Source organism: Rhodococcus phenolicus, from assembly GCF_001646785.1.
Classification (GTDB): Bacteria; Actinomycetota; Actinomycetes; order Mycobacteriales; family Mycobacteriaceae; genus Rhodococcus; species Rhodococcus phenolicus.
In genome coordinates this window covers 155079-178978 of record NZ_LRRH01000061.1, presented here as the reverse complement: position 1 = coordinate 178978, position 23900 = coordinate 155079, and the positions used below count along the sequence as shown (strand labels likewise).

The window sequence follows — 23900 nt, the reverse complement described above, 5'->3', positions numbered from 1 at the left end:
CGGCCCGGGCCCGGGCCGTAGGCTGCCCGATGTGCAGAGATGGCGAGGCCTCGAGGAAATACCTGCGGACTGGGGTCGTTGTGTACTGACGATCGGCGTGTTCGACGGAGTGCACCGCGGACATCAGCAACTGATCACGCGGGCGGTCAAATCCGCGAAGGAACGTGGAATCCCCAGTGTGCTCATGACATTCGATCCGCACCCGATGGAAGTGGTGCGGCCGGGCAATCATCCGGCGCAACTGACGACGCTGGCGCGCCGCGCCGAACTCGCCGAGGAGCTCGGTGTCGACGTCTTCTGCGTCATGCCGTTCACGCCCGAGTTCATGAAGCTGACCCCGGAGCGGTACGCCCACGAGATTCTCGTCGAACGGCTGCACGTCGCCGAGGTCGTGGTGGGGGAGAACTTCACGTTCGGAAAGAAGGCTGCCGGCACCGTCGACATGCTGCGGACGATCGGTGAACGGTTCGGATTCGCCGTCGACGGCCAGACGTTGCTCGCCGAACACGCGGTCACGTTCTCCTCGACCTACATCCGCTCGTGCGTCGACGCGGGCGACGTGGCCGCCGCGGCCGACGCGCTCGGCCGGCCGCACCGCGTCGAAGGGGTCGTCGTGCACGGCGACGGACGCGGACGCGATCTCGGGTTCCCCACCGCGAACGTCGCCCCGCCGATGCACTCGGCGATCCCCGCGGACGGCGTGTACGCCGCGTGGTTCACGGTTCTGGGACCCGGCCCGAGCCTGGGCACCGTGACGCCCGGCGAACGCTACGGCGCGGCCGTGTCGGTCGGCACCAATCCCACGTTCTCCGGGCGCACCCGCACGGTCGAGGCGTTCGTGCTCGACCACGAGGCCGACCTCTACGGCCAGCACGTCGCGGTCGACTTCGTCGAGCGGCTGCGAGGCATGGAGAAGTTCGACTCGATCGAGGCGCTGATCTCGGCGATGCACGGGGACGCCGACCGCGCCCGCGACATCCTCGCCCGCATCGTCGACGACCCCGCCTGACGCCACCCGGTCGGGGAGGGCTCGCGGGCTCTGGTAGCCTGGATTCTTGGTGTGTGCTGCGGTTCGCGGTGGCCGCACCGACGGGTTCGTGCCCGTTTTCGTATCACGCGGACGTCAGTGATCAGGAGTATCCCAGTGGCATTGACCACCGAGCAGAAGAAGCAGATCCTCGGCGAGTACGGCCTCCACGAGACCGACACCGGTTCGCCGGAGGCGCAGGTGGCACTGCTCACCAAGCGCATCGTCGATCTGACCGAGCACCTGAAGAAGCACAAGCACGACCACCACTCCCGCCGCGGCCTGCTGCTGCTGGTCGGTCGTCGTCGCCGCCTCCTCAAGTACGTCGAGAAGGTCGACGTCGAGCGTTACCGCTCGCTCATCCAGCGTCTGGGCCTGCGTCGCTGACGCGGACCCCGAGCACGACGATCTGCCTACGCTGATCTTTGCCGGTAGCCGACGGGAATGCCTCTACACTGGGCCTCGTCGGCTACCGGTGTTTGCGCCGGAAGCCCGGCGCGCAACGCCGCCTCGGTAGGCGGCGGACCGTATGCGCCGACGGTGTCGGTCCTCGGTAGTGACCTTCCGAATCCGGTGATCCGGGACCGGTGGGTTTCGATCGACGACCGCCTCCGCAAGTCGGTGCGCAGCCGCGGCCAAGGGGGCCGCGGCGCCCACGCGGGTACGGCGAAGACGAAGAGGGAAGAGAAGACACAGAGATGACCAGCAATACTGCAGTCGAGGTCGACGAGGGCGTGTTCGAGACCGCCGCGACCATCGACAACGGGGCCTTCGGTACCCGCACCATTCGTTTCGAGACCGGCCGCCTCGCCCAGCAGGCCGCCGGTTCCGTCGTCGCCTACCTCGACGACGAGACCATGCTGCTGTCGGCCACCAGCGCCTCCAAGCAGCCCAAGGAGCACTTCGACTTCTTCCCGCTGACGGTGGATGTCGAAGAGCGCATGTACGCCGCGGGCCGTATCCCCGGCTCGTTCTTCCGTCGTGAGGGCCGCCCCTCCACCGACGCGATCCTGACCTGCCGTCTCATCGACCGCCCGCTGCGCCCGTCGTTCGTCGACGGCCTGCGCAACGAGATCCAGGTCGTCGTGACGGTCCTGAGCCTGAACCCGAACGACCTTTACGACGTCGTAGCGATCAACGCCGCGTCCGCGTCCACCCAGATCGCGGGTCTGCCGTTCTCCGGCCCGGTCGGCGGCGTGCGCGTCGCGCTGATCACCTCGGACGAGAACAAGGCCGGCCAGTGGGTCGCGTTCCCGACGGTCGAGCAGCTCGAGAACGCCGTGTTCGACATGGTCGTCGCGGGCCGCATCGTCGCCGGGGGCGACAACCCGGACACCGCCGACGTCGCGATCATGATGGTCGAGGCCGAGGCCACCGAGAACGTCATCGCGCTCGTCGACGGGGGCGCGCAGGCGCCGACCGAGGCGATCGTCGCGCAGGGCCTCGAGGCCGCCAAGCCGTTCATCGCCCGCCTGTGCATCGCGCAGCAGCAGCTCGCCGCCGCCGCCGCGAAGCCCACCGGCGACTTCCCGCTGTTCCCGGCGTACGCCGACGACGTGTACGCCGCCGTCGAGACCGCCGCCTCCGCGAAGCTGGCCGAGGCGCTGACCATCGCCGGCAAGCAGGAGCGCGACGACCGCACCGACGAGATCAAGGTCGAGATCCTCGAGCAGGTCGCCCCGAGTTTCGAGGGGCGCGAGAAGGAGATCGGCGCGGCGTTCCGCTCGCTGACCAAGAAGCTGGTGCGTCAGCGCATCCTGCGCGACCAGTTCCGCATCGACGGCCGCGGCATCACCGACATCCGGGCGCTCTCGGCCGAGGTCGCGGTCGTGCCGCGCGCCCACGGTTCGGCGCTGTTCGAGCGCGGCGAGACCCAGATCATGGGTGTCACCACCCTCGACATGGTCAAGATGGCGCAGCAGGTCGACTCGCTCGGTCCCGAGACCACCAAGCGGTACATGCACCACTACAACTTCCCGCCGTACTCGACCGGTGAGACCGGCCGCGTCGGTTCGCCCAAGCGTCGCGAGATCGGCCACGGCGCTCTCGCCGAGCGCGCCCTCGTGCCGGTGCTGCCGAGCCAGGAGGAGTTCCCGTACGCGATCCGTCAGGTGTCCGAGGCTCTCGGCTCCAACGGTTCGACGTCCATGGGCTCGGTCTGCGCTTCGACGCTGTCGCTGCTCAACGCCGGTGTGCCGCTGAAGGCTCCGGTTGCGGGCATCGCCATGGGCCTGGTCTCCGACGAGGTCGACGGTGAAACCCGGTACGTGGCGCTGACCGACATCCTCGGCGCCGAGGATGCGTTCGGCGACATGGACTTCAAGGTCGCCGGCACGAAGGACTTCGTGACCGCCCTGCAGCTCGACACCAAGCTCGACGGTATTCCGTCGCAGGTGCTGGCGGGTGCGCTCTCGCAGGCCCACGACGCTCGCGCCACGATCCTCGAGGTCATGGCCGAGGCCATCGACTCGCCGGACGAGATGAGCCCGTTCGCTCCGCGCATCACCACCATCAAGGTTCCGGTGGACAAGATCGGCGAGGTCATCGGCCCCAAGGGCAAGATGATCAACTCGATCACCGAGGAGACCGGCGCCAACATCTCCATCGAGGACGACGGCACCGTCTACGTCGGTGCGGCGGACGGCCCGTCCGCGCAGGCCGCGATCGACAAGATCAATGCCATCGCCAACCCGCAGCTGCCCAAGGTCGGCGAGCGTTTCCTCGGCACCGTGGTCAAGACCACGGCGTTCGGTGCGTTCGTCTCGCTGCTCCCGGGCCGCGACGGCCTGGTGCACATCAGCAAGCTGGGCAACGGCAAGCGCATCGCGAAGGTCGAGGACGTCGTGAACGTCGGCTCGAAGATCCGCGTCGAGATCGCCGACATCGACAACCGCGGCAAGATCAGCCTCGTTCCGGTCGCCGAGGACGACGCGGCTGCCGCGCCGGCCGAGGGCGCGGAGAACGCCGAGGGCTGATCGGCGCCCGCGCCGGTCTGATCGGCGCCCGCGCCGGTACGACACCACGCGGCTCGTGCCGCCCCGCCCCGGAAGGACTTCGGTCCTTCCGGGGCGGGGTTCGTTGTGCCGAGGCCGACGCGGCCCTTCGGCCCGTTCCGGTGCCTACTTTGTGCTGTCCTGTGCCACAACGTAATTCACAAGAATAGGCCGGTTCGAGGCCGAAGGGAACGGATCGCGGCGAACCGATCCCGAATTCACAATCCCCCGGCGATGTAACGTTTCCCCCAAAGTTCCGCCAAGATCACCCGCCGGTGGTTTCGTGATGGTGTGAACACGGCAACGACACCGGGTACCGGTACGGGACGTGGTTTCAACCTCGCGCTCGCCACCTGGGTATCCGCGATCAACTTCTGGGCCTGGAACATGATCGGCCCGCTGTCCACGACCTACGCCCACGACCTGTCGCTCACCAGCACGCAGGCTTCGCTGCTCGTCGCCACCCCGATTCTGGTCGGTGCGCTCGGCCGGATCGTGGTCGGATCACTCACCGACCGATACGGCGGCCGGATCATGTTCATCGGCATCTCGCTGGCGTCGATCCTGCCGGTCCTGGCGGTCGGCGTCGCCGGCGTCGCCGGTTCATATCCGCTGCTCCTGGTGTTCGGCTTCTTCCTCGGCATCGCCGGCACCATCTTCGCCGTCGGTATCCCGTTCGCCAACGCCTGGTACGAACCGGCCCGCCGCGGTTTCGCGACCGGCGTGTTCGGTGCGGGCATGGTCGGCACCGCGCTCTCGGCGTTCTTCACGCCGCGGTTCGTGAACTGGTTCGGTCTCCTGACCACCCACGTGATCATCGCGGTCGCGCTCGCGGTCACCGCCGGCGTGTGCATCCTGTCGATGCGCAACTCTCCCGAATTCGTGCCCAACACCGATCCGGTGGTGCCGAAGCTGACGGCCGCGCTCAAGCTCGGCGTCACGTGGGAGATGTCGTTCCTCTACGCGATCGTCTTCGGCGGTTTCGTCGCGTTCAGCAACTACCTGCCGACCTACATCAAGACCATCTACGGATTCTCCGCCGTCGACGCCGGTACCCGCACCGCCGCGTTCGCCCTCGCCGCGGTGATCGCCCGCCCGATCGGCGGCGCGCTCTCCGACCGCATCCCCCCGAAGTACGTGGTGCTCGCCTCGCTCGCCGGGACGGCGGCCATGGCCTTCATCGCCACCTTCCAGCCGCCGCCGGACATCTGGTCCGCCGAGACCTTCATCGCCCTCGCGATCTTCCTCGGCATCGGCACCGGCGGTGTGTTCGCCTGGGTCTCCCGCCGTTCGCCCGCGCAGTCGGTCGGATCGGTCACCGGCATCGTCGCCGCGGCAGGTGGCCTCGGCGGCTATTTCCCGCCGCTCGTGATGGGCGCGACCTACGACAGCGTCGACAACGACTACACCGTCGGCCTGCTGCTCCTGGTGGCCACCGCCCTGATCGCCCTGGCCTACACCGCGTTGCGGTTGCACGCCCGCGAACCCGCACGCGACCCCGCCGCCTGACTTCCCTCCCGAAAGGAGCCACCGTGAATGCCCCCCAGATCGGCGGACCCGTCGACGAACTGCTGCAACGCAGCGGACGCTTCTTCACCCGGGGTGAGATCTCCGCCGACGGCCGCACCGTGACCCGTCAGGGCGGTCGTGAGGGAGACGTCTTCTACCGCGACCGCTGGAGTCACGACAAGGTGGTGCGCTCGACGCACGGCGTCAACTGCACCGGATCGTGCTCGTGGAAGATCTACGTCAAGGACGGCATCATCACCTGGGAAACCCAGCAGACGGATTATCCGTCCGTCGGACCGGACCGTCCCGAGTACGAGCCGCGGGGCTGTCCGCGCGGTGCCGCGTTCTCCTGGTACACCTACTCGCCGACGCGGGTGCGCTACCCGTATGCCCGCGGGGTCCTCGTGGAGATGTACCGCGAGGCGAAGGCCCGTCTCGGCGACCCGGTCCTCGCCTGGGCGGACATCCAGGCCGATCCCGAACGCCGCCGGCGCTATCAGGGGGCCCGCGGTAAGGGCGGACTGGTGCGGGTGACCTGGGCCGAGGCCACCGAGATGATCGCCGCCGCCCACGTCCACACCATCAAGGAGTACGGCCCGGACCGGGTCGCCGGGTTCTCTCCGATTCCTGCGATGTCGATGGTGTCGTTCGCCGCCGGTTCCCGATTCGTGGAACTGCTCGGCGGGGTGATGACGTCGTTCTACGACTGGTACGCCGATCTGCCGGTCGCCTCGCCGCAGGTGTTCGGCGACCAGACCGACGTCCCTGAGTCGGGGGATTGGTGGGATGCGGCATACCTCATGATGTGGGGATCGAACGTGCCCGTCACCCGCACCCCGGACGCGCACTGGATGGCGGAGGTCCGGTACCGCGGCACCAAGGTCGTCACCGTCAGCCCCGACTACGCCGACAACACGAAATTCGCCGACGAGTGGATGCCGTGTGCGGCGGGCACCGACGGCGCTCTCGCCATGGCGATGGGTCACGTGATCCTCACCGAGTGTTTCGTGCGGAACCGGGTGCCGTTCTTCGTCGACTACGTGCGCCGCTACACCGACCTGCCGTTCCTGGTGAAACTCGAGGAACGCGACGGCCGGTGGGTGCCGGGCAAGAACCTGACCGCCGCCGACCTCGGGCAGGACGTGGAGAACGCCGCGTTCAAACCGGTGCTGCTCGACGGTGCCACCGACTCGGTCGCGGTGCCGCACGGTTCGCTCGGCTTCCGGTACGGCGACGACGGGGTCGGCAAATGGAACCTCGAACTCGGCGATCTCGTGCCGGCGCTGACCGTCGCACCGCACGACGACGCGGTGGGGGAGAGCGCCCTGATCCATCTGCCGCGCTTCGACACCCTCGACGGGCACGGCGAGACCCTCGAACGCGGTGTCCCGGTGCGGCGCGTCGGCGAACACCGCGTGTGTACGGTGTTCGACCTGATGCTCGCGCAGTACGGTGTGGTCCGGCCGGGACTGCCCGGTACGTGGCCCTCCGGTTACGACGACCCGGCCGAGCCCTACACCCCGGCCTGGCAGGAATCGATCACCGGGGTGTCCGCGGCGCAGGCCATCCGCGTCGCGAAGGAGTTCGCGCGCAGCGCCGAGGAATCCGGTGGACGGTCCATGATCATCATGGGTGCCGGCATCTGCCAGTGGTTCCACGGCGACGCGACCTACCGGGCGGTGCTCGCGCTGCTGCTGCTCACCGGTTCGATGGGACGCAACGGTGGCGGCTGGGCGCACTACGTCGGTCAGGAGAAGTGCCGCCCCGTCACCGGTTGGGCCGCCATGGCCATGGGCACCGATTGGTCGCGTCCGCCGCGGCAGATGGCGGGCACCTCCTACTGGTACGCACACACCGGCCAGTGGCGTTACGACGGGTACCGGGCCGATGCGCTGGCGAGTCCGCTCGGCCGCGGCAGGTTCGCGGGCAAACACACGATGGACGTGCTGGCCGCAGCGAACGCGATGGGCTGGAGTCCGTTCTTCCCGCAGTTCGACCGGTCGAGTCTCGACGTCGCCGACGAGGCCCGCGCCGCCGGTGAGGAGATCCCCGCCTACGTCGCGAGCCGGCTCGCGACGGGCGATCTGAAACTGGCGGTCACCGATCCGGACAACCCGCGCAACTGGCCGCGCGTGCTGAGCATCTGGCGGGCGAATCTGCTCGGTTCGTCGAGCAAGGGCAACGAGTACTTCCTGCGCCATCTGCTCGGCACCACCTCCACCGTGCAGGCCGAGCCGACCCCGGAGAATCTGCGCCCGAACGGTGTCGCCTGGCCCGACGACATCCCCGAGGGCAAGCTGGACCTGCTCATGTCGATCGACTTCCGGATGACGTCGACGACCCTGCTGTCCGACGTGGTGCTGCCCGCCGCCACCTGGTACGAGAAGGGCGACCTGTCGAGCACCGACATGCACCCCTATCTGCACGCGTTCAGCCCCGCGATCGACCCCCCGTGGGAAACCCGCTCGGACTACGAGGCTTTCGGTGCGATCGCCCGCGCGTTCAGCGCACTGGCGGCGCGGCATCTGGGTACCCGCACCGACGTCGTGCTCGGCACGTTGCAGCACGACACCCCCGGTGCGATGGCGTATCCCGGTGGCACCGAGAACGACTGGCGGACCACGGGCGAGGTGCCGGTGCCGGGGAAGACGATGGGGCCCGTCGCCGTCGTCGAACGCGACTACGCCGCGATCGCCGACAAGTGGTCGACGCTCGGCCCGCTCGTCGACACCCTCGGCCTGACCACCAAGGGCGTCACCACTCGCCCGACCGCGGAGGTCGCCGAGCTCGCTGCGAAGTTCGGCGTGATGAATTCCGGTGCGGCGGAAGGTCGCCCGGCGATCACGACGGCCGAACGGATGGCCGACGTGATCCTCGCCCTGTCCGGAACCTCCAACGGCAGGCTTGCCGTCGAGGGTTTCCGGGAACTCGAGAAACGCACCGGGCGCCGTCTCGTGCATCTCGCCGAGGGCAGCGAGGAACGGCGCATCACCTACGCCGACACCCAGGCCCGCCCGGTGCCGGTGATCACCAGCCCGGAGTGGTCCGGCAGCGAGACCGGGGGCAGGCGCTATGCCCCGTTCACGGTGAACATCGAGGAACTCAAGCCGTTCCACACCCTCACCGGCAGGATGCACTTCTACGTCGACCACGACTGGATCGAGGAGGTCGGCGAACAACTGCCCACCTATCGTCCGCCGCTGGACATGACCCGGTTGTTCGGTGAGCCCGCGGTCGGGGAGAGCGGCCGGGACGGAATCGGGCTCAGTGTGCGTTACCTGACGCCGCATTCGAAATGGTCGATCCACTCCGAGTATCAGGACAACCTGTTCATGCTGTCGCTCTCGCGGGGCGGCCCGACCATGTGGATGAGTCCGGTGGACGCCGAGAAGATCTCGGTGCGCGACAACGACTGGGTCGAGGCCGTCAACCGCAACGGTGTCGTGGTGTGCCGGGCGATCGTCTCCCACCGCATGCCGGAAGGGGTCGTGTACGTCTACCACGCTCAGGAACGGACCATCGACACCCCGCTCACCGAAACCACGGGCACCCGCGGCGGAATCCACAATTCGCTGACCCGGCTGCTGATCAAGCCCACGCATCTGGCGGGTGGCTACGCCCAGAACGCCTTCGCGTTCAACTATCTCGGTCCGACCGGCAACCAGCGCGACGAGGTGACCGTGGTGCGTCGCCGGTCGCAGGAGGTGACCTACTGACATGAATGTGAGGGACGTGAGCGGAGCCTGCGGAGCGAGGAAATCATGAAGGTCATGGCACAGATGGCGATGGTGATGAACCTCGACAAGTGCATCGGCTGTCACACCTGTTCGGTCACGTGCAAGCAAGCGTGGACGAACCGGGCCGGCACCGAGTACGTGTGGTTCAACAACGTCGAAACCCGTCCCGGACAAGGATATCCACGAACCTACGAGGATCAGGAACGATGGCGGGGCGGGTGGGTACGAGACCGCAAGGGCCGGCTGCGGCTGCGGGACGGCGGCCGCCTGCACAAGCTGTCCCGGATCTTCTCGAATCCCAAGCTGCCGTCCATCGACGACTACTACGAGCCGTGGACGTACGACTACGAGAACCTGACATCGGCGCCGCTGGGTGAGCACATGCCCGTCGCTCCGCCGCGCAGCCTCATCAGCGGCAAGCCGATGAAGGTGTCGTGGTCGGCGAACTGGGACGACGATCTGGGCGGGTCACCGGAGATCGTGCCCGACGATCCGATCCTGAAGAAGGTCGGCGACCGGGTGAAGCTCGAACTCGAGCAGACGTTCATGTTCTACCTTCCGCGGATCTGCGAGCACTGCCTCAATCCCTCGTGCGTGTCGTCGTGCCCGTCCGGGGCGATGTACAAGCGCGTCGAGGACGGCATCGTGCTGGTCGATCAGGACCAGTGCCGCGGCTGGCGGATGTGTGTGTCCGGGTGTCCGTACAAGAAGGTGTATTTCAACCACAAGACCGGCAAGGCCGAGAAGTGCACGTTCTGCTATCCGCGCATCGAGGTGGGCCTGCCGACCGTGTGCTCGGAAACCTGCGTCGGCCGTCTGCGGTACCTCGGGTTGGTGCTCTACGACGTCGACCGGGTCCTCGAGGCCGCCTCGGTCGAGGACGAGACCGACCTGTACGAGGCGCAGCGCGATCTCATCCTCGACCCGCACGACCCCGAGGTGATCGCCGGGGCGCGCGCGGAGGGAATCTCCGACGAGTGGATCGAAGCGGCGCAGCGGTCCCCGGTGTACACGCTGATCCACACCTACAAGGTCGCGTTGCCGCTGCATCCGGAGTACCGCACGATGCCGATGGTCTGGTACATCCCGCCGTTGTCGCCGGTGGTCGACGCCGTCAGCCGTGACGGGCACGACGGCGAGGACCTCGGCAACCTGTTCGGGGCGCTCGACGCCCTGCGTATCCCGCTGCAGTACCTCGCGGAACTGTTCACCGCCGGTGACGTCGCGCCCGTCGAGGCGGTGTTGCGCAGGCTCGCCGCGATGCGCTCGTACATGCGCGACATCAATCTCGGGCGCGAAACCCAGCCGCACATCCCCGAGGCCGTGGGGATGACCGAGGAACAGATCTACGGCATGTACCGGTTGCTGGCTATCGCCAAATACGAAGAGCGATATGTCATTCCGTCCGCCTATGCCGCCGAGGGGCACCGGCTCGAGGAGTCGGTGACCGACTGCGCTCTGTCGTTCGACGGGGGACCGGGCATGTACGAGTCGGGACCGTTCGGCGAGGCCAGCGGCGGTCCGGTACCGGTGGCGGTGGAAACCTTCCACGCGCTGAAACAACGCCAGACCAGCGAGGGCATGGCCGCCAACGCCAGCCGCCCGTCGCGGGTCAACCTGCTCAACTGGGACGGAAAAGGGGTACCGGCGGGCATGTTCCCCGGCGCGCACCCCGGCGGCGAACCGGAGGGAGAGCGATGATGAGACTGCTGTCGCGAATCCGGCCCGCCCCGGGGGCGAGCCTGCAGGACCGGCTGGTGTGGCAGGCGGCGTCGCTGCTGCTCGCCTACCCGGACGAGGCGCTGACGCAGCGTCTCGACACGGTCGAGCAGTTGCGCGCACACGTGACCGGCCGTGCGTCCGACCTGCTCGGCCGCACCGCCGCCGCGCTGCGCGAGGCCGACCCGGTGGCTGCGGCGACCTCCTACGTCGACGTGTTCGATCTGCGGCGCCGATCCACGATGTACCTGACCTACTGGACCGGGGGCGACACCCGCAACCGGGGCTCCGAGATCCACGCGTTCGCGCAGGTGTACCGCGCCGCGGGCGCCGAACCGCCCGTGGGGGAGATGCCCGACCACCTGCCGGTCGTCCTCGAATTCGCCGCGACGGTCGATCCCGAGGCCGGCCGGCGACTGCTCGTCGAACACCGGGTGCCGATCGATGTGCTCCGCGAGGCACTGACGGAGGCGGGTTCGCCCTACGCGCACACCGTCGATGCGGTGTGCGGGACGCTGCCGGCGGCGACCGACCAGGAACTGCGGCGCGCGGCGCGGCTCGCGCAGGACGGGCCGCCCGCCGAGGCCATCGGACTGCAGCCGTTCACGCTGACCGTTCCACCCCGACGAGACGAAGGAGACCGGTGAGATGTCCGCAGGGGAGATCTTCTGGGATGTCGTGCCGTACGTGACGCTGGCGATCGTCGTCGTCGGGACCTGGTGGCGCTACCGCTACGACAAGTTCGGCTGGACCACCCGCTCGTCGCAGCTGTACGAGTCCCGGTTGCTGCGCATCGCGAGCCCGATGTTCCACTTCGGGATTCTCGTGGTGATCATCGGGCACATCATCGGCCTGGTGATCCCGGAGTCGTGGACCGACGCGATCGGGCTGAGCCAGCACGCCTACCACGTCCAGGCGGTCACGCTCGGTTCGATCGCCGGAATCGCGACGCTCGTCGGCATCGTGCTGCTGATCTACCGGCGCCGCACCCGCGGTCCGGTGTTCCTCGCGACGACCGCGAACGACAAGCTCATGTACATCGTGCTGGTCGCGGCGATCGTCGCCGGTCTGGCGGCGACCCTGCTCGGCTCCGGTGTGGTCGGTGAGGAACACAACTACCGCGAGACCGTCTCGCCGTGGTTCCGCTCGATCTGGATCCTGCAGCCGCGCGGTGACCTCATGGCGCAGGCGCCGCTGTACTTCCACATCCACGTGCTCATCGGGCTCGCCCTGTTCGCGTTGTGGCCGTTCACCCGGCTCGTCCATGCGTTCAGCGCCCCGATCGGCTACCTGTTCCGGCCGTACGTCGTGTACCGCAGCCGGGACGTGGCGGGGAAGGGACAGCTCGTGGGGTCACAGCCGCGCCGCCGCGGCTGGTGAGGCCACGGCACGGCCGGGCCGGCGAGCCGGTGAGCTCGTCGGCCCGGCGGCGCCGCGTGTAGGGTGTGCTTTTCCCACTTCGTACCCACGTGCCGATCGCCTCAGGACCGCAGAACACTTCCATGGCTTCCAACCGCCGTACCCCCTCCGCCACCACCGCCGACCTTGCCGCAGCCGTTGCGGATTCCGGTGTGCGGCGCACCGTCCTGCCCGGCGGTGTCCGTGTCGTCACCGAGCACGTACCGGGCGTGCGGTCCGCCGCCGTCGGCATCTGGGTCGGGGTCGGGTCCCGCGACGAGCAGCCGTCCGTCGCCGGTGCCGCCCACTTCCTCGAGCACCTGCTCTTCAAGGCCACCCCGACGCGCACCGCGCTCGACATCGCCGAACTCGTCGACGGGGTCGGCGGTGAACTCAACGCATTCACGTCCAAGGAACACACGTGCTTCTACGCACACGTCCTCGACGACGACCTCCCGCTCGCCGTCGATGTCGTCGCCGATGTGGTGCTGCGCGGACTGTGCCGCAGCGTCGACGTCGACGTCGAACGGCAGGTGGTGCTCGAGGAGATCGCGATGCGCGACGACGACCCCGAGGACCTGCTCGGCGACAGCTTCCTCACCGCCCTCTACGGAGAGCATCCCATCGGCCGCCCCGTCATCGGCTCGGTCGAGTCGATCGAGTCGATGCGCCGCAGCCAGCTCCACTCGTTCCATGTCCGGCGCTACACCCCCGAGCGGATGGTCGTGGCGGTCGCCGGCAACGTCGACCACGACCACACCGTCGAGCTCGTGCGCCGCGCCTTCTCCGACCACCTCCACCAGGGGGCCGAGCCGGCGCCGCGCCGGGAGGGGCAGGCGCGGCTGCGCACGGCACCGGCACTGAGCATCACCGAACACGACGGGGAGCAGACGCACCTGTCGCTCGGGGTGCGCGCGTTCGGGCGGCACGACGGACGCCGCTGGGCGCTGTCGGTGCTCAACGCCGCGATCGGCGGTGGCCTCAGCTCGCGGCTGTTCCAGGAGGTGCGCGAGAAGCGCGGGCTCGCGTACTCCGTCTACTCCGGGGTCGATACGTTCGCCGACACCGGCGCGTTCTCGATCTACGCCGGCTGCCAGCCGGAGAACCTGCGCGAGGTCACGACCGTCGTCCGGGAAGTGCTGCGCGACGTCGCCGAGCACGGCATCACCGACGCCGAATGTGCGCGGGCGAAGGGCTCGCTGCGCGGCGGCCTGGTGCTCGGACTCGAGGACACCGGGGCCCGGATGCACCGGATCGGGCGCAGCGAACTCAGCTACGGCACCCACTGGAGCGTCAGCTCCACCCTCGAACGCATCGCCGGGGTCACCTCCGACGAGGTGCGCGCCGTGGCGGCGGAACTGCTGAACCGGCCGTTCGCCGCCGCCGTCGTCGGGCCCTACCGTCGTGCCCGCGATCTCCCCGCATCGGTGCGCGGCATCGTCGGATGAGGCACGACCGGGCGTGCGCGACCGCCTGACCGGCGGGGCAACCTGGTTGCGTACGCTCTTGTGCGACGGACGTGACGGAAGGGCGTGACGAGAACAGTGAACGCAGCAGCTATCCGGGTGGGTGTGCTCGGAGCCAAGGGCAAGGTCGGGCAGGCGATCTGCAAGGGCGTCGAGGACGCGGCCGATCTCGAGCTGGTCGCGACCGTCGACAAGGACGACAGCCTCGACGCGTTCGTCGCTTCGGGCACGCAGGTCGTCGTCGACTTCACCAACCCCGATGTCGTCATGGGCAACCTGGAGTTCCTGGTGCGCAACGGCATCCACGCCGTCGTCGGCACCACCGGCTTCGACGACGAGCGACTCGGGCAGGTGCGCGGCTGGGTCGCCGAGTCGCCCGGAACTGGTGTGCTCATCGCGCCGAACTTCGCGATCGGCGCGGTCCTGTCGATGCGGTTCGCGCAGGCCGCCGCGCGGTTCTTCGACTCCGTCGAGGTCGTCGAACTGCACCACCCGAACAAGCTGGACGCGCCGTCCGGCACCGCCTACCGCACCGCCGCCCTCATCGCCGAGGCTCGTGCCGCTGCCGGTGTGGGCCGCAGCCCGGACGCCACCGCCACCGAACTCGACGGTGCGCGCGGCGCCGACGTCGACGGGGTGCGCGTGCATTCGGTGCGGCTCGCGGGCCTGGTCGCGCACCAGGAAGTTCTGCTCGGCACCGAGGGGGAGACCCTCACCATCCGCCACGACTCGATCGACCGGACCTCGTTCGTGCCGGGCGTGCTGCTCGGTGTCCGGGAGATCGGCGCTCGGCCCGGCCTGACCGTCGGGATCGATCCGCTCCTCGATCTCTGACAGGGCGGCTCACGGGGTGGCGGGGCGGCGGCCGGCGCCACGGGGAATCGTGGCCCGCGCATACCAGGCGCGGGCGTCGAGCGAGAAAGCCCCGGACGCCGGAAGATCCGCCCGGCACGCCTCGCGGACTGCGGTCCGCTGGTCGGCGGTCAGGGTCCGGAGGTAGCTGCCGGCCGGTCCGACCGCGAAGGTGAACGGCTCCCAGAAATCGTCGAAATCGGCGTAGTCCGCGCGGGCGATCAGTTTCCCCGCGATCACCTCGTCGAGTCCGGCGCGACGGAATCGCTCGGCGATGTCGCCCTCGGTGGTTCCGGCCATCGCGGTCTCTCCGGTGGCATCGGGGACGACGCTGCGCACCGCCGACCAGAACACCCGCAGCATCGTCATGCCGCCGGAGGCGATGTCCCACATGCACGCTGCGACGGTGCCGCCGGGCCGGGTGACCCGGGCCATCTCCCGTACTCCGAGGTCGGGGTCGGACATGAATCCGATCACCAGCGACGCCGCCGTGACGTCGAACGTATCGTCCGGCCACGGCAGATCCTCGGCCACACCCACGCGCACGTCGACCCCGGCATTGCGTTCCCGGCACGCCGCGGCGAACTGCGGCGCCGGATCGATCGCGGCGACGCGGTTCGGTCCCACCCGGGACACCATCTCCGCGGTCAGACCTCCCGGGCCGCAACCGACATCGCACACCCGGAGCCCGGAGGTCACTCCTGCGGCGTCCGAGAGCGCGGTCGCGAGTGTGGGGGCGTAGCGGCCCATGAACCGGTCGTACTGCTCGGCGGGGGCGGCGAACTGCATGAGACCAGTGGACGCTGTGGCCGCAGGACCGTCAAGGGTGCGCGCACGTGGGCGCGCTCACCTCGGCGGCGCTCGAGCGCGGGCACCGGGACACGGCCTGCGACAATCGGGCCGTGAAGAACGAACTGACCAAGGTCCTCGTGCCGATCGCGTTCATCGTGGTCGCGCTCGTCTTCTACTTCGTGCTGCTCGGCAGGGTGGGGATCGAACTGGTCGGTACCGGCGAGGTGGCGGCGGTCGGTCTCGGCATCGGCGTGCTGCTGCTGCCGCTCATCGGCGTGTGGATCGTCTACGCCACGATCCGGGCGGGACTCCAGCATCAGCATCTCGCGCGTCGCATCCACGACGAGGGTCTGGACCTCGACGTCAGCGGCCTCCCGCGGATGCCGTCCGGGCGCGTCGACCGGGACGCCGCCGACGCCCTTTTCCAGCAGGTCAAGCAGGAGTGGGAAGCGGATCCCGACAACTGGCGCAACTCGTACCGGCTGGCCCGCGCGTACGACCATGCCGGCGACCGGTCCCGCGCCCGCGAGACCATGCGCCGCGCGGTGGCACTCGAGAAGCTCGAACGCGACGGAAACCCGTCGTAGTCTGCACCGTGTGACCGACCTCGACGCCCCGACCGAACCGCGCGAGCGCGTCCTGCTCGTCGTCCACCACACGCCGTCGCCGCCCACCCGGGAGCTGCTCGAGGCGGTGCTTGCCGGGGCGAACGACCCCGAGATCACCGGCGTGCGCGTGCATTCGGTTCCGGCGCTCGGCGCGACCGTGCCCGACGTCCTCGGCGCCGACGGCTACGTGTTCGGTACCTCGGCGAACTTCGGATACATGTCCGGAGCCCTCAAACATTTCTTCGACACCGTGTACTACCCGTGCCTCGACGCGGTCGCCGGCCGCCCGTACGGACTGTGGGTCCACGGCAACAACGACACGTCCGGTGCCGTGACGTCGGTACGGAAGATCGTCACCGGCCTGGAACTGGTCCAGGCCGCCGCGGATGTCGAGATCACCGGACCGATCGACGGCGCGGTGCGGGAGAAGTGCTACGAACTGGGGGCCACCGTGGCGGTGACGGTCGCGGACGGGTAGGGCCGCCGCGACCGCATCCTCTCACCGTTCGGGGACGACCCCGGGTTCCGACGGGTCGGGAACCGGTTCGAAGGGCGGGGGATTCGCCGGGTCGAAACTCGTCGGCAGTGTCGCGCACGTGGCACCCGGCTCCGGGTAGGTGTTCGGGTTCAGGCGCAGTGCGTCGATGAACCGATCGATGCGCGGATCGTCGGCATCGTCGACGAACAGCCGATGTCCCCACGACTGCAGCGAGATCGGCTGTGCGAGATCCGGATACGGAGACATGAGCATGTAGGTCACACCGTCCACTCGTGCGGCGAGCAGATTCCGCTGCTCGCCGGAGACGCGCTCGGGGTCGTAGGCGATCCACACCGCACCGTGCTCGAGCGAGTGCACCGCGTTCTCGCTGCGGATCGGCGCCGGGTAGACGATGCCCGTGCAGGTCGCCCACACCGCGTCGTGGGGACCACCGAACGGGGGACTGTATTCGTACGCGACCCGCTGGGACGCTCCGACGTGATCGCCCGCCGGATAGTCGACGATCTCGATCCCCTGGATCTCGGCCGCCGGATCGGTTCCGGCCGCGGCATCGGGGTGTGCGTTCCCGTCGGTCTCGGATCCGCAGCCGGCGAGTACGGTCGCGAGGACGGCGGCGGCCACCACCGCGAACGGCTTCCGCATCGCGGTCAGACCGTCTTGGCGACGAATCCGGCCAGGCCCTTGCTGGCCGTCTCGACCGCCATCTTCTGGGCCTTCTTGACGAGGAAACCGGGCAGCGGGATCTTCGGGTCGACGGTGAGCGAGAACTCGACGCGAGTGCCGTCGGCCGACGGTGTGAGGGTGTACGCGCCGTCCTGCTGCTTCTGCTGGCTGCTCTCGACGAGCGTCCACGACATCGATTCGTCGCCGTTCCACGCGTAGTCGACGACCTGCTCGTCGGTGATGCCGATGATCGACACGGTCATGCGCACCCGATGCGGGCGACCGTCCGGATGGGTGCTCTCGATCGTCACGGACTTGTGGGCCGAGGACCACTCGGGAAGGCGGTCCACCGCTGCGATCGCGGCCATCACCTGCTCCGGGGTCGCCTTGATCTCCGAGGTGAGGGAACTGCTGACGGCCATCCGGTTTCACTCCTTGTTCCAGGTGCGGTGCGACGGCAATCTACCGCACCCGATCGGCACTCACGTGTCGTCGCGATCGGTGTCGCCGCTGTCGGGAGCGGGTCCGGATCGCTCGGGGCCGGGACCTGCGGGACCGGAGTCCTTCCGGGTGTCCGAGGTGCCGGGCCCGGGCGTGCCGGGGCGCCGATACGGGCCGTGCGGCCAGCGGTTCCGGTCGAATCCGGAGGACTGGTAGCGCATCTGGTCACGCAGCGCGCCCTGTACGGCCTGCGCGACCCACGTGTTGAGCGAGAGCCCGTTCTGCGCGGCGGCTTCCTCGGCGCGGGATTTGATCTGCTCGACGAGTCGCAGCGTCACGCGGCTGATGTCCCCGGTGACCTCCTCGAAGGTCGGGGGCTGGGTCTCGGCCTCCGGGTCGGGGCCGTGGTGGACCTCGACCACCGCGTCGCGCCCGTCCAGGCGGACCGTCACGCGGCGGTCCCCGAGCTGATCGGAGACCTCGGTGGCGAGATCGGAGAGCGCGTCGAGCATCGCGAGCCGGACGGGCGCGGCGATCGCGGTGGCCAGGGCGGCCGCGGTGCGGCGGGTCTGTTCGTCACCGAGTTCGGCCGCGGCGAGCACGGCGTCGGTCACGGCGGCTGTATAGGTGTCGATGTTCATGACGCCATCGTGATGTCATTTTTGACATCGGTCAAGCATCGCGGTGACATCACCGTGGCTTCGCCTCGGTGGGGCCGGCGCGTCACCGCTACCGTTCGCACCAGAGGTCGTGAGCGAAGGCAGGAGAATGCGATGGCGCCCGAAGTTGTCACACCCGAGGTCAGGCTCGTCGCCCGAACCGAATTCGTCGCCCCCGACGACGTACCGTGGGACACCGACGCCGACGGTGGCGAAGCGCTCGTCGAATTCGCCGGCCGTGCGTGCTATCAGAGCTGGTCCAAGCCCAACCCCCGCACCGCGACGAACGCCGGCTACATCAGGCATCTGCTCGATGTCGGTCACCTGTCCGTCCTCGAACACAGCTCGGCGAGCTTCTACATCACCGGTATCTCCCGGTCGTGCACCCACGAGCTGATCCGACACCGGCACTTCTCCTACTCCCAGCTCTCCCAGCGGTTCGTGCCCGGCGGCGACACGCCCGTCGTGGTGCCACCCGCGATCGAGGGTGACGAGGAACTCGAGCGGTTGTTCCTCGCCGCCGCCGAAACCAGCCGGGCGGCCTACACCGAACTGCTCGGGGCTCTCGACGAGAAGTTGTCGCACGTTCCCGCAGGCCCACTGCGTGCCAAACGGGTCCGTGAGGCCGCCCGCGCCGTGCTGCCCAACGCGACCGAGACACGCGTCGTGGTCACCGGCAACTACCGGGCATGGCGGCACTTCATCGCGATGCGCGCCACCGAGCACGCCGACGTCGAGATCCGGCGTCTCGCGGTGGAATGCCTGCGTCGTCTGCAGGAGGTCGCGCCGAACGTCTTCGGCGACTTCACCGTCACGACCCTGCCCGACGGCACCGAGGTCGCGGCCACCCAGTTCACGACCGACGGCTGAGCCGCAACTCGGGTGGGCGGGCGTGTGTCGCAGCGTCTTCTGCACGCGGTAGCCTTCTGACCATGACCAACGGTGATTCCGCTTCAGCTGTCGAGCTTCCGTTCGGCACCATCGCCACGGCGATGGTGACCCCGTTCACTGCCGACGGCAAGCTCGATGTCGATGCGGGAGTGCGTCTGGCGACCTATCTGGTCGACGGCGGCTGCGACGCACTGGTTCTCGCCGGCACCACCGGTGAGTCGCCCACCACGACCGAGAACGAAAAGCTCGAGCTGATGCGCGCGGTTCTCGCCGCGGTCGGCGACCGCGCGAAGATCATCGCCGGCGCCGGCAGCAACGACACCGCACACAGCGTCGAACTCGCCCGCGACGCGGCGCGCGCGGGTGCTCACGGCCTGCTCGTGGTCACCCCGTACTACTCGCGGCCCCCGCAGGCCGGCCTCTACGCGCACTTCACGGCCGTCGCCGACGCCACCGACCTGCCGGTGATGCTCTACGACATTCCGCCCCGATCGGTGGTGCCCATCGAGACCGAAACGTTGCGCCGGCTCGCCGAGCACCCGCGGATCGTCGCGGTCAAGGACGCCAAGGGCGATCTCAACGCCGGTGCCGAGCTCATCGGAACCACCGACCTCGAGTTCTATTCGGGCGACGACCCGCTGAACCTCCCGTGGCTCGCGGTCGGCGCGGTCGGCTTCGTCAGCGTCATCGGCCACCTCGTTCCCGGCCGGCTGCGCGAACTGCACACCGCGTTCGGAGCCGGCGACCTCGCCCGCGCCCGCGCGATCAACCTCGAACTCGTCCCGATCCTGCGTGCCGTCGCCCGCCTCGGTGGGGTGAGCGCGTCGAAGGCAGGGCTCCGGCTGATGGGCATCGACGTCGGGGAACCGCGACTTCCGCAGGTACCCCCGACCACCGCGCAGATCGACGCACTCGCCGCCGACCTGCACGCCGCGGGGGTGCTGTCGTGAGCCGCCCGTCGCGCGGCCGCGGCCGGGCCACCCGCAGCGCCGGCCCCCCGGCCACCCGTCCGCGCCGCACCCCGCAGAACTCCGCGGCGACGCAGCGACCCGACCGGCGGCAGCCCGTCGATCCGACAGCGCGTCTGGGCACACCGCCCAAGGCACCAGCGAAGGGCCTGCGCGTCGTCGCGCTCGGCGGTATCGGTGAGATCGGCCGCAACATGACCGTCTTCGAGCACCAGGGCAGGATCCTGATCGTCGACTGCGGCGTGCTGTTCCCCGAGGACCAGCAGCCCGGCGTCGACCTGATCCTCCCCGACTTCCGGTACATCGAGGACCGGATGGACGACATCGAGGCGATCGTGCTGACGCACGGTCACGAAGACCACATCGGCGCGGTGCCGTTCCTGCTGCGGCTGCGACCCGACATCCCGGTCGTCGGCTCCAAGTTCACATTGGCGCTGGTCGCAGCGAAGTGCCGCGAGCACCGGCAGCGGCCCGTGCTCGTCGAGGTCACCGAGGGCGAGAGCACCACGCACGGCCCGTTCGAATGCGAGTACTTCGCAGTCAACCACTCGATCCCCGACGCCATCGCCGTCGCGATCCGCACCGACGCCGGTCTCGTCCTGCACACCGGCGACATCAAGCTCGACCAGTTGCCCCTGGACAACCGGCTCACCGACCTGGCCGGGTTCTCCCGGCTCGGCGACGAAGGCGTCGACCTGTTCCTCGTCGATTCCACCAATGCGGAGGTGCCGGGCTTCGTCACTCCCGAACGGGAGATCGGCGCCGTCCTCGACGGGGTCATCGGCAAGGCAACCAACCGCGTCATCGTCGCGTCGTTCGCCAGCCACGTCCACCGCATCCAGCAGGTCGTCGACGTCGCCGTCCGGTACAACCGGCGGGTCGCGTTCGTCGGCCGGTCCATGGTCCGCAACATGCAGATCGCCCAGGACCTCGGATACCTCCGCGTCCCCGACGGGCTGGTCGTCGACATCGACACCGCGGCGAGCCTGCCCGGCGACCGGCTCGTGCTCGTCTCCACCGGATCGCAGGGCGAACCGCTCTCGGCGCTGTCGCGCATGGCCCGCGGCGAGCACCGCCAGATCAACATCCGCGCCGACGACCTCGTCGTGCTGGCGTCCTCGCTGATCCCCGGCAACGAGAACTCCGTCTTCGCCGTCGTCAACGGGCTCTCCAAGCGCGGCGCTACCGTCGTCACCCAGCAGAACGCCAAGGTGCACGTCTCCGGACACGCGTCCGCGGGCGAGCTGCTGTACCTGTACAACGCGGTGCGCCCGACCAACGCGATGCCCGTCCACGGCGAATGGCGGCACCTGCGCGCCAACGCGAAACTCGCCGAGGCGACCGGTGTGCCGCCCGAGCGGATCGTGCTCGCGGAGGACGGTGTCGTCGTCGACATGGTCGACGGTCTCGCCGAGATCGTCGGGCAGGTCCCGGTCGGCCACGTCTACGTCGACGGCCTGTCCGTCGGCGATGTCGGCGAATCGACGCTCTCGGACCGGCTCATCCTCGGCGAAGGCGGATTCATCTCGATCTCCCTCGCCGTCGACGCGACCACCGGTCGTGCCGTCAGTTCCCCCGAGGTGTCGGGCCGTGGATTCTCCGACGACCCGTCGGCACTGTCCGAAGCCGCCCGCCTCGTCGACAAGACGCTCGACGAACTCGCCGCGGAAGGCATCACCGAGACCCATCGCATCGCACAGGCCGTGCGGCGTGTGGTCGGTCGCTGGGTGTCGGAGACCTACCGTCGCCGGCCGATGATCGTGCCGACCGTCATTGCGGTGACACCCCCGGAGTGACCACCGCGGCGGCGCCGCCGCGGTGGTGACGGTGGGTGTTGTGCCGTGTACCGTCGGCGCGGTGACCCTGGCCAAACGTGAACGCGCAGCACTGATCCGCACGATGTCGGAGGTCGGGCCGGACGCGCCGACCCTCTGCGGTGACTGGACGACCCGGGACCTCGCCGCGCACCTGCTGGTGCGTGAGCGCCGGATCGATTCGATGCCCGGCATCGTCCTGCCGCAGCTCGCCGACCACACCGAGAAGGTCCGTCGCGCGGCCACCGACCGGCCGTGGGCGTACCTGCTCGCCGACATCGAGTCCGGGCCGCCGAAGTGGTCGCCGCTGTTCCTGGTCGACGCCGTCGCGAACGCGGGGGAGATGTTCGTCCATCACGAGGATGTCCGGCGTGCCGGCGAGGGCTGGGAACCCCGGCACCTGCCCGCCGAGGATCAGGACCACCTGTGGCGGCTGGCCCGGCAGATCGGGCGGCGCAGCTACCGCGGCAGCGACGTGACCGTCGTCTTCGAACGCCCCGACGGCTCGCGGGTCACCGTCCGGAAACGCGGACCCCGCACGGTCGTGCTGCGGGGAGAACCGGCCGAGCTGCTGCTGCACGCCTTCGGACGCGACCGGGTTCGGTTGGAGACAGACGGCGAACAGTCCGACATCGACGAACTCACTGCGTCGCAACGTGGCGTGTGACCGTAGGAAACAGCAGGTCACGGCTGTGGCTGTGACGCGAGCCGCGATCCGGTACCGGTGTTGCGGATGGTTCCGATGGGGTTCGAGCGGCTAACCTGACGGGTATGGCAGGAAAGTCGAGCAGTCGCGGATCGTCCACGACCTCCCGGTCGAGGTCGACAACGCGCGGCTCGGCCGGGACCTCCAGCCGGTCCGCCGCCGCGAGCCGGTCCGCCGGTGGTTCCACGAAGAGCGGAACGTCGAGGAATTCCACCGCCAAGGGCGGCGCGGCCAAGGGCGGCACCGCGAAGTCGGGTGCCGCGAAGAACGGTGCGGCCAAACGCCGGTCCGCACCGTCCTCCGGGCGCGCCCCGGCACGTCGGTCCGCCGCGTCCACGCGCCCGGCACGCGCGGCTGCGACCTCCGCCTCCGGCCGCCGCGGCCCCAGCGTGCTCGATTCCATCGGCAGGGGGATCGGGGCCGGATGGTTCATGATCGCCCGCGGTCTCGGCGCCACCGTCCGCACGATGGGCAAGGCGGGTGATATCGAACACGGTCACCGCCGCGACGGCATTGGACTCGGACTGATCGCGCTCGGCGTCGTCGTCGCCGGCAGCGTGTGGTTCGGCGTCGGTGGTCCGGTCGGCGGCTGGATCGAATCGGGGGTACGCGCGGTCACCGGCGGCGCCAGCGCCGTTCTGCCCCTGGTCGCCATCGGCATCGCCGTGGTTCTCATGCGCACCGAGCCGCGCCCCGAGATCCGCCCGCGTCTGATCCTCGGCGGCCTGCTCGTCGGGTTGCCCGCTCTCGGCCTCTGGCACATCGCCTCCGGGTCGCCCACCAGCCCGGAGGGCCGCTCGCAGGGAGCCGGATTCGTCGGCGCGGCGGTGGGGGGACCCCTCACCTCGGGCCTGACCGTCTGGTTGTCGGTGCCGCTGATGGTGCTGGCGGCCGGTTTCGGCATCCTGCTCGTCACCGGCACCACCGTCCGTGAACTGCCCGGCCTGTTCCGCGACTACTTCGGGCTGTCCTACCGCGCAGACGACGAGTACGGCGACTTCGACGAGTACGACGATCACGACGAGCCGCTGTACGACGACCACGATCCGGCATTGTTCGACGCCGACGGGTACCCCACCGAACGCCGCTCGCGGCGTCGCCGCACGCCGGCCGAGAACTATCCGACCGACGAATTCGACGGCAATGCCCGCACCGAGG

20 protein-coding genes are annotated in these 23900 nt (G+C 69.2%); 16 read left to right on the top strand and 4 right to left on the bottom strand.

Annotation, left to right across the window (positions count from 1 at the left end; genetic code table 11):
* Nucleotides 1–31 precede the first annotated feature (31 nt).
* The 10 genes from A8G15_RS17965 (at nucleotide 32) to dapB (ending at nucleotide 14683) form a co-directional block, all read left to right on the top strand.
* Nucleotides 32–1009, top strand: coding sequence for a bifunctional riboflavin kinase/FAD synthetase (locus A8G15_RS17965; RefSeq protein ID WP_082899973.1), 978 nt, complete (start codon nucleotides 32–34; stop codon nucleotides 1007–1009).
* Between the two features lie 135 nt (nucleotides 1010–1144).
* On the top strand, nucleotides 1145–1414 hold the full coding sequence (gene rpsO / locus A8G15_RS17960; RefSeq protein ID WP_068162391.1) for a 30S ribosomal protein S15: 270 nt from the start codon (nucleotides 1145–1147) through the stop codon (nucleotides 1412–1414).
* A 311-nt stretch (nucleotides 1415–1725) separates the two neighbouring features.
* Nucleotides 1726–4002 carry a polyribonucleotide nucleotidyltransferase gene (locus tag A8G15_RS17955; RefSeq protein ID WP_068162387.1) on the top strand — a complete coding sequence of 759 codons (2277 nt, stop codon included), beginning with the start codon at nucleotides 1726–1728 and terminating at the stop codon, nucleotides 4000–4002.
* Between the two features lie 309 nt (nucleotides 4003–4311).
* Nucleotides 4312–5529 (top strand): nitrate/nitrite transporter, encoded by a 1218-nt coding sequence (locus A8G15_RS17950; RefSeq protein WP_068162384.1) that lies wholly within the window; start codon nucleotides 4312–4314, stop codon nucleotides 5527–5529.
* A gap of 23 nt (nucleotides 5530–5552) precedes the next feature.
* The gene (locus tag A8G15_RS17945) at nucleotides 5553–9245 is read left to right on the top strand and encodes a nitrate reductase subunit alpha (protein WP_068162382.1); all 3693 of its coding nucleotides are present in this window, start codon (nucleotides 5553–5555) and stop codon (nucleotides 9243–9245) included.
* A gap of 45 nt (nucleotides 9246–9290) precedes the next feature.
* Nucleotides 9291–10967 (top strand): nitrate reductase subunit beta, encoded by a 1677-nt coding sequence (gene narH, locus A8G15_RS17940; RefSeq protein ID WP_068162379.1) that lies wholly within the window; start codon nucleotides 9291–9293, stop codon nucleotides 10965–10967.
* Nucleotides 10967–11632, top strand: coding sequence for a nitrate reductase molybdenum cofactor assembly chaperone (gene narJ, locus A8G15_RS17935; RefSeq protein ID WP_068162376.1), 666 nt, complete (start codon nucleotides 10967–10969; stop codon nucleotides 11630–11632). Before narH ends, narJ begins: the two co-directional genes overlap by 1 nt.
* Before the next feature lies 1 nt (nucleotide 11633).
* Nucleotides 11634–12365: a respiratory nitrate reductase subunit gamma gene (gene narI, locus A8G15_RS17930; protein ID WP_068162373.1), complete on the top strand. Its 732-nt coding sequence runs from the start codon at nucleotides 11634–11636 to the stop codon at nucleotides 12363–12365.
* A 122-nt stretch (nucleotides 12366–12487) separates the two neighbouring features.
* A complete protein-coding gene (locus A8G15_RS17925) occupies nucleotides 12488–13831 on the top strand; it encodes a M16 family metallopeptidase (RefSeq protein WP_068162370.1) in 1344 nt (447 codons plus the stop codon).
* 96 nt (nucleotides 13832–13927) lie between these two features.
* The gene (gene dapB, locus A8G15_RS17920) at nucleotides 13928–14683 is read left to right on the top strand and encodes a 4-hydroxy-tetrahydrodipicolinate reductase (protein WP_068162367.1); all 756 of its coding nucleotides are present in this window, start codon (nucleotides 13928–13930) and stop codon (nucleotides 14681–14683) included.
* Between the two features lie 9 nt (nucleotides 14684–14692).
* Here dapB and A8G15_RS17915 read toward each other — a convergent pair whose 3' ends face one another.
* Complete coding sequence (locus A8G15_RS17915) at nucleotides 14693–15490, bottom strand: class I SAM-dependent methyltransferase (protein ID WP_068162365.1); 798 nt, start codon at nucleotides 15488–15490, stop codon at nucleotides 14693–14695.
* A gap of 113 nt (nucleotides 15491–15603) precedes the next feature.
* Between A8G15_RS17915 and A8G15_RS17910 the strand changes: the two genes are divergently transcribed.
* Both A8G15_RS17910 and A8G15_RS17905 read left to right on the top strand, forming a co-directional pair.
* The gene (locus A8G15_RS17910; RefSeq protein ID WP_068162482.1) at nucleotides 15604–16080 is read left to right on the top strand and encodes a tetratricopeptide repeat protein; all 477 of its coding nucleotides are present in this window, start codon (nucleotides 15604–15606) and stop codon (nucleotides 16078–16080) included.
* Nucleotides 16081–16090: 10 nt separating this feature from the next.
* On the top strand, nucleotides 16091–16579 hold the full coding sequence (locus A8G15_RS17905; RefSeq protein WP_068162363.1) for a flavodoxin family protein: 489 nt from the start codon (nucleotides 16091–16093) through the stop codon (nucleotides 16577–16579).
* A 21-nt stretch (nucleotides 16580–16600) separates the two neighbouring features.
* On the opposite strand, the gene A8G15_RS17900 is transcribed toward A8G15_RS17905, so the two are convergent.
* The 3 genes from A8G15_RS17900 to A8G15_RS17890 are packed head-to-tail and all read right to left on the bottom strand — an operon-like array spanning nucleotide 16601 to nucleotide 18345.
* Nucleotides 16601–17242: a thioredoxin-like domain-containing protein gene (locus A8G15_RS17900; protein WP_068162360.1), complete on the bottom strand. Its 642-nt coding sequence runs from the start codon at nucleotides 17240–17242 to the stop codon at nucleotides 16601–16603.
* Between the two features lie 5 nt (nucleotides 17243–17247).
* Complete coding sequence (locus A8G15_RS17895; protein ID WP_068162357.1) at nucleotides 17248–17685, bottom strand: SRPBCC family protein; 438 nt, start codon at nucleotides 17683–17685, stop codon at nucleotides 17248–17250.
* Nucleotides 17686–17745: 60 nt separating this feature from the next.
* Entirely contained in the window at nucleotides 17746–18345 is a 600-nt protein-coding gene (locus A8G15_RS17890; protein ID WP_082899971.1) for a toxin-antitoxin system HicB family antitoxin, read from the bottom strand.
* Nucleotides 18346–18477: 132 nt separating this feature from the next.
* On the opposite strand from A8G15_RS17890, the gene thyX reads away from it, so the two are divergent.
* The 4 genes from thyX (at nucleotide 18478) to A8G15_RS17870 (ending at nucleotide 22703) form a co-directional block, all read left to right on the top strand.
* The gene (thyX, locus tag A8G15_RS17885) at nucleotides 18478–19233 is read left to right on the top strand and encodes an FAD-dependent thymidylate synthase (RefSeq protein WP_068162354.1); all 756 of its coding nucleotides are present in this window, start codon (nucleotides 18478–18480) and stop codon (nucleotides 19231–19233) included.
* 62 nt (nucleotides 19234–19295) lie between these two features.
* Nucleotides 19296–20204 carry a 4-hydroxy-tetrahydrodipicolinate synthase gene (gene dapA / locus A8G15_RS17880; protein ID WP_068162351.1) on the top strand — a complete coding sequence of 303 codons (909 nt, stop codon included), beginning with the start codon at nucleotides 19296–19298 and terminating at the stop codon, nucleotides 20202–20204.
* On the top strand, nucleotides 20201–22018 hold the full coding sequence (locus tag A8G15_RS17875) for a ribonuclease J (RefSeq protein WP_068162348.1): 1818 nt from the start codon (nucleotides 20201–20203) through the stop codon (nucleotides 22016–22018). The genes dapA and A8G15_RS17875 overlap by 4 nt, the downstream gene beginning before the upstream one ends.
* A gap of 61 nt (nucleotides 22019–22079) precedes the next feature.
* Nucleotides 22080–22703, top strand: coding sequence for a TIGR03085 family metal-binding protein (locus A8G15_RS17870; RefSeq protein ID WP_068162480.1), 624 nt, complete (start codon nucleotides 22080–22082; stop codon nucleotides 22701–22703).
* The last annotated feature ends 1197 nt before the right edge of the window (nucleotides 22704–23900 follow it).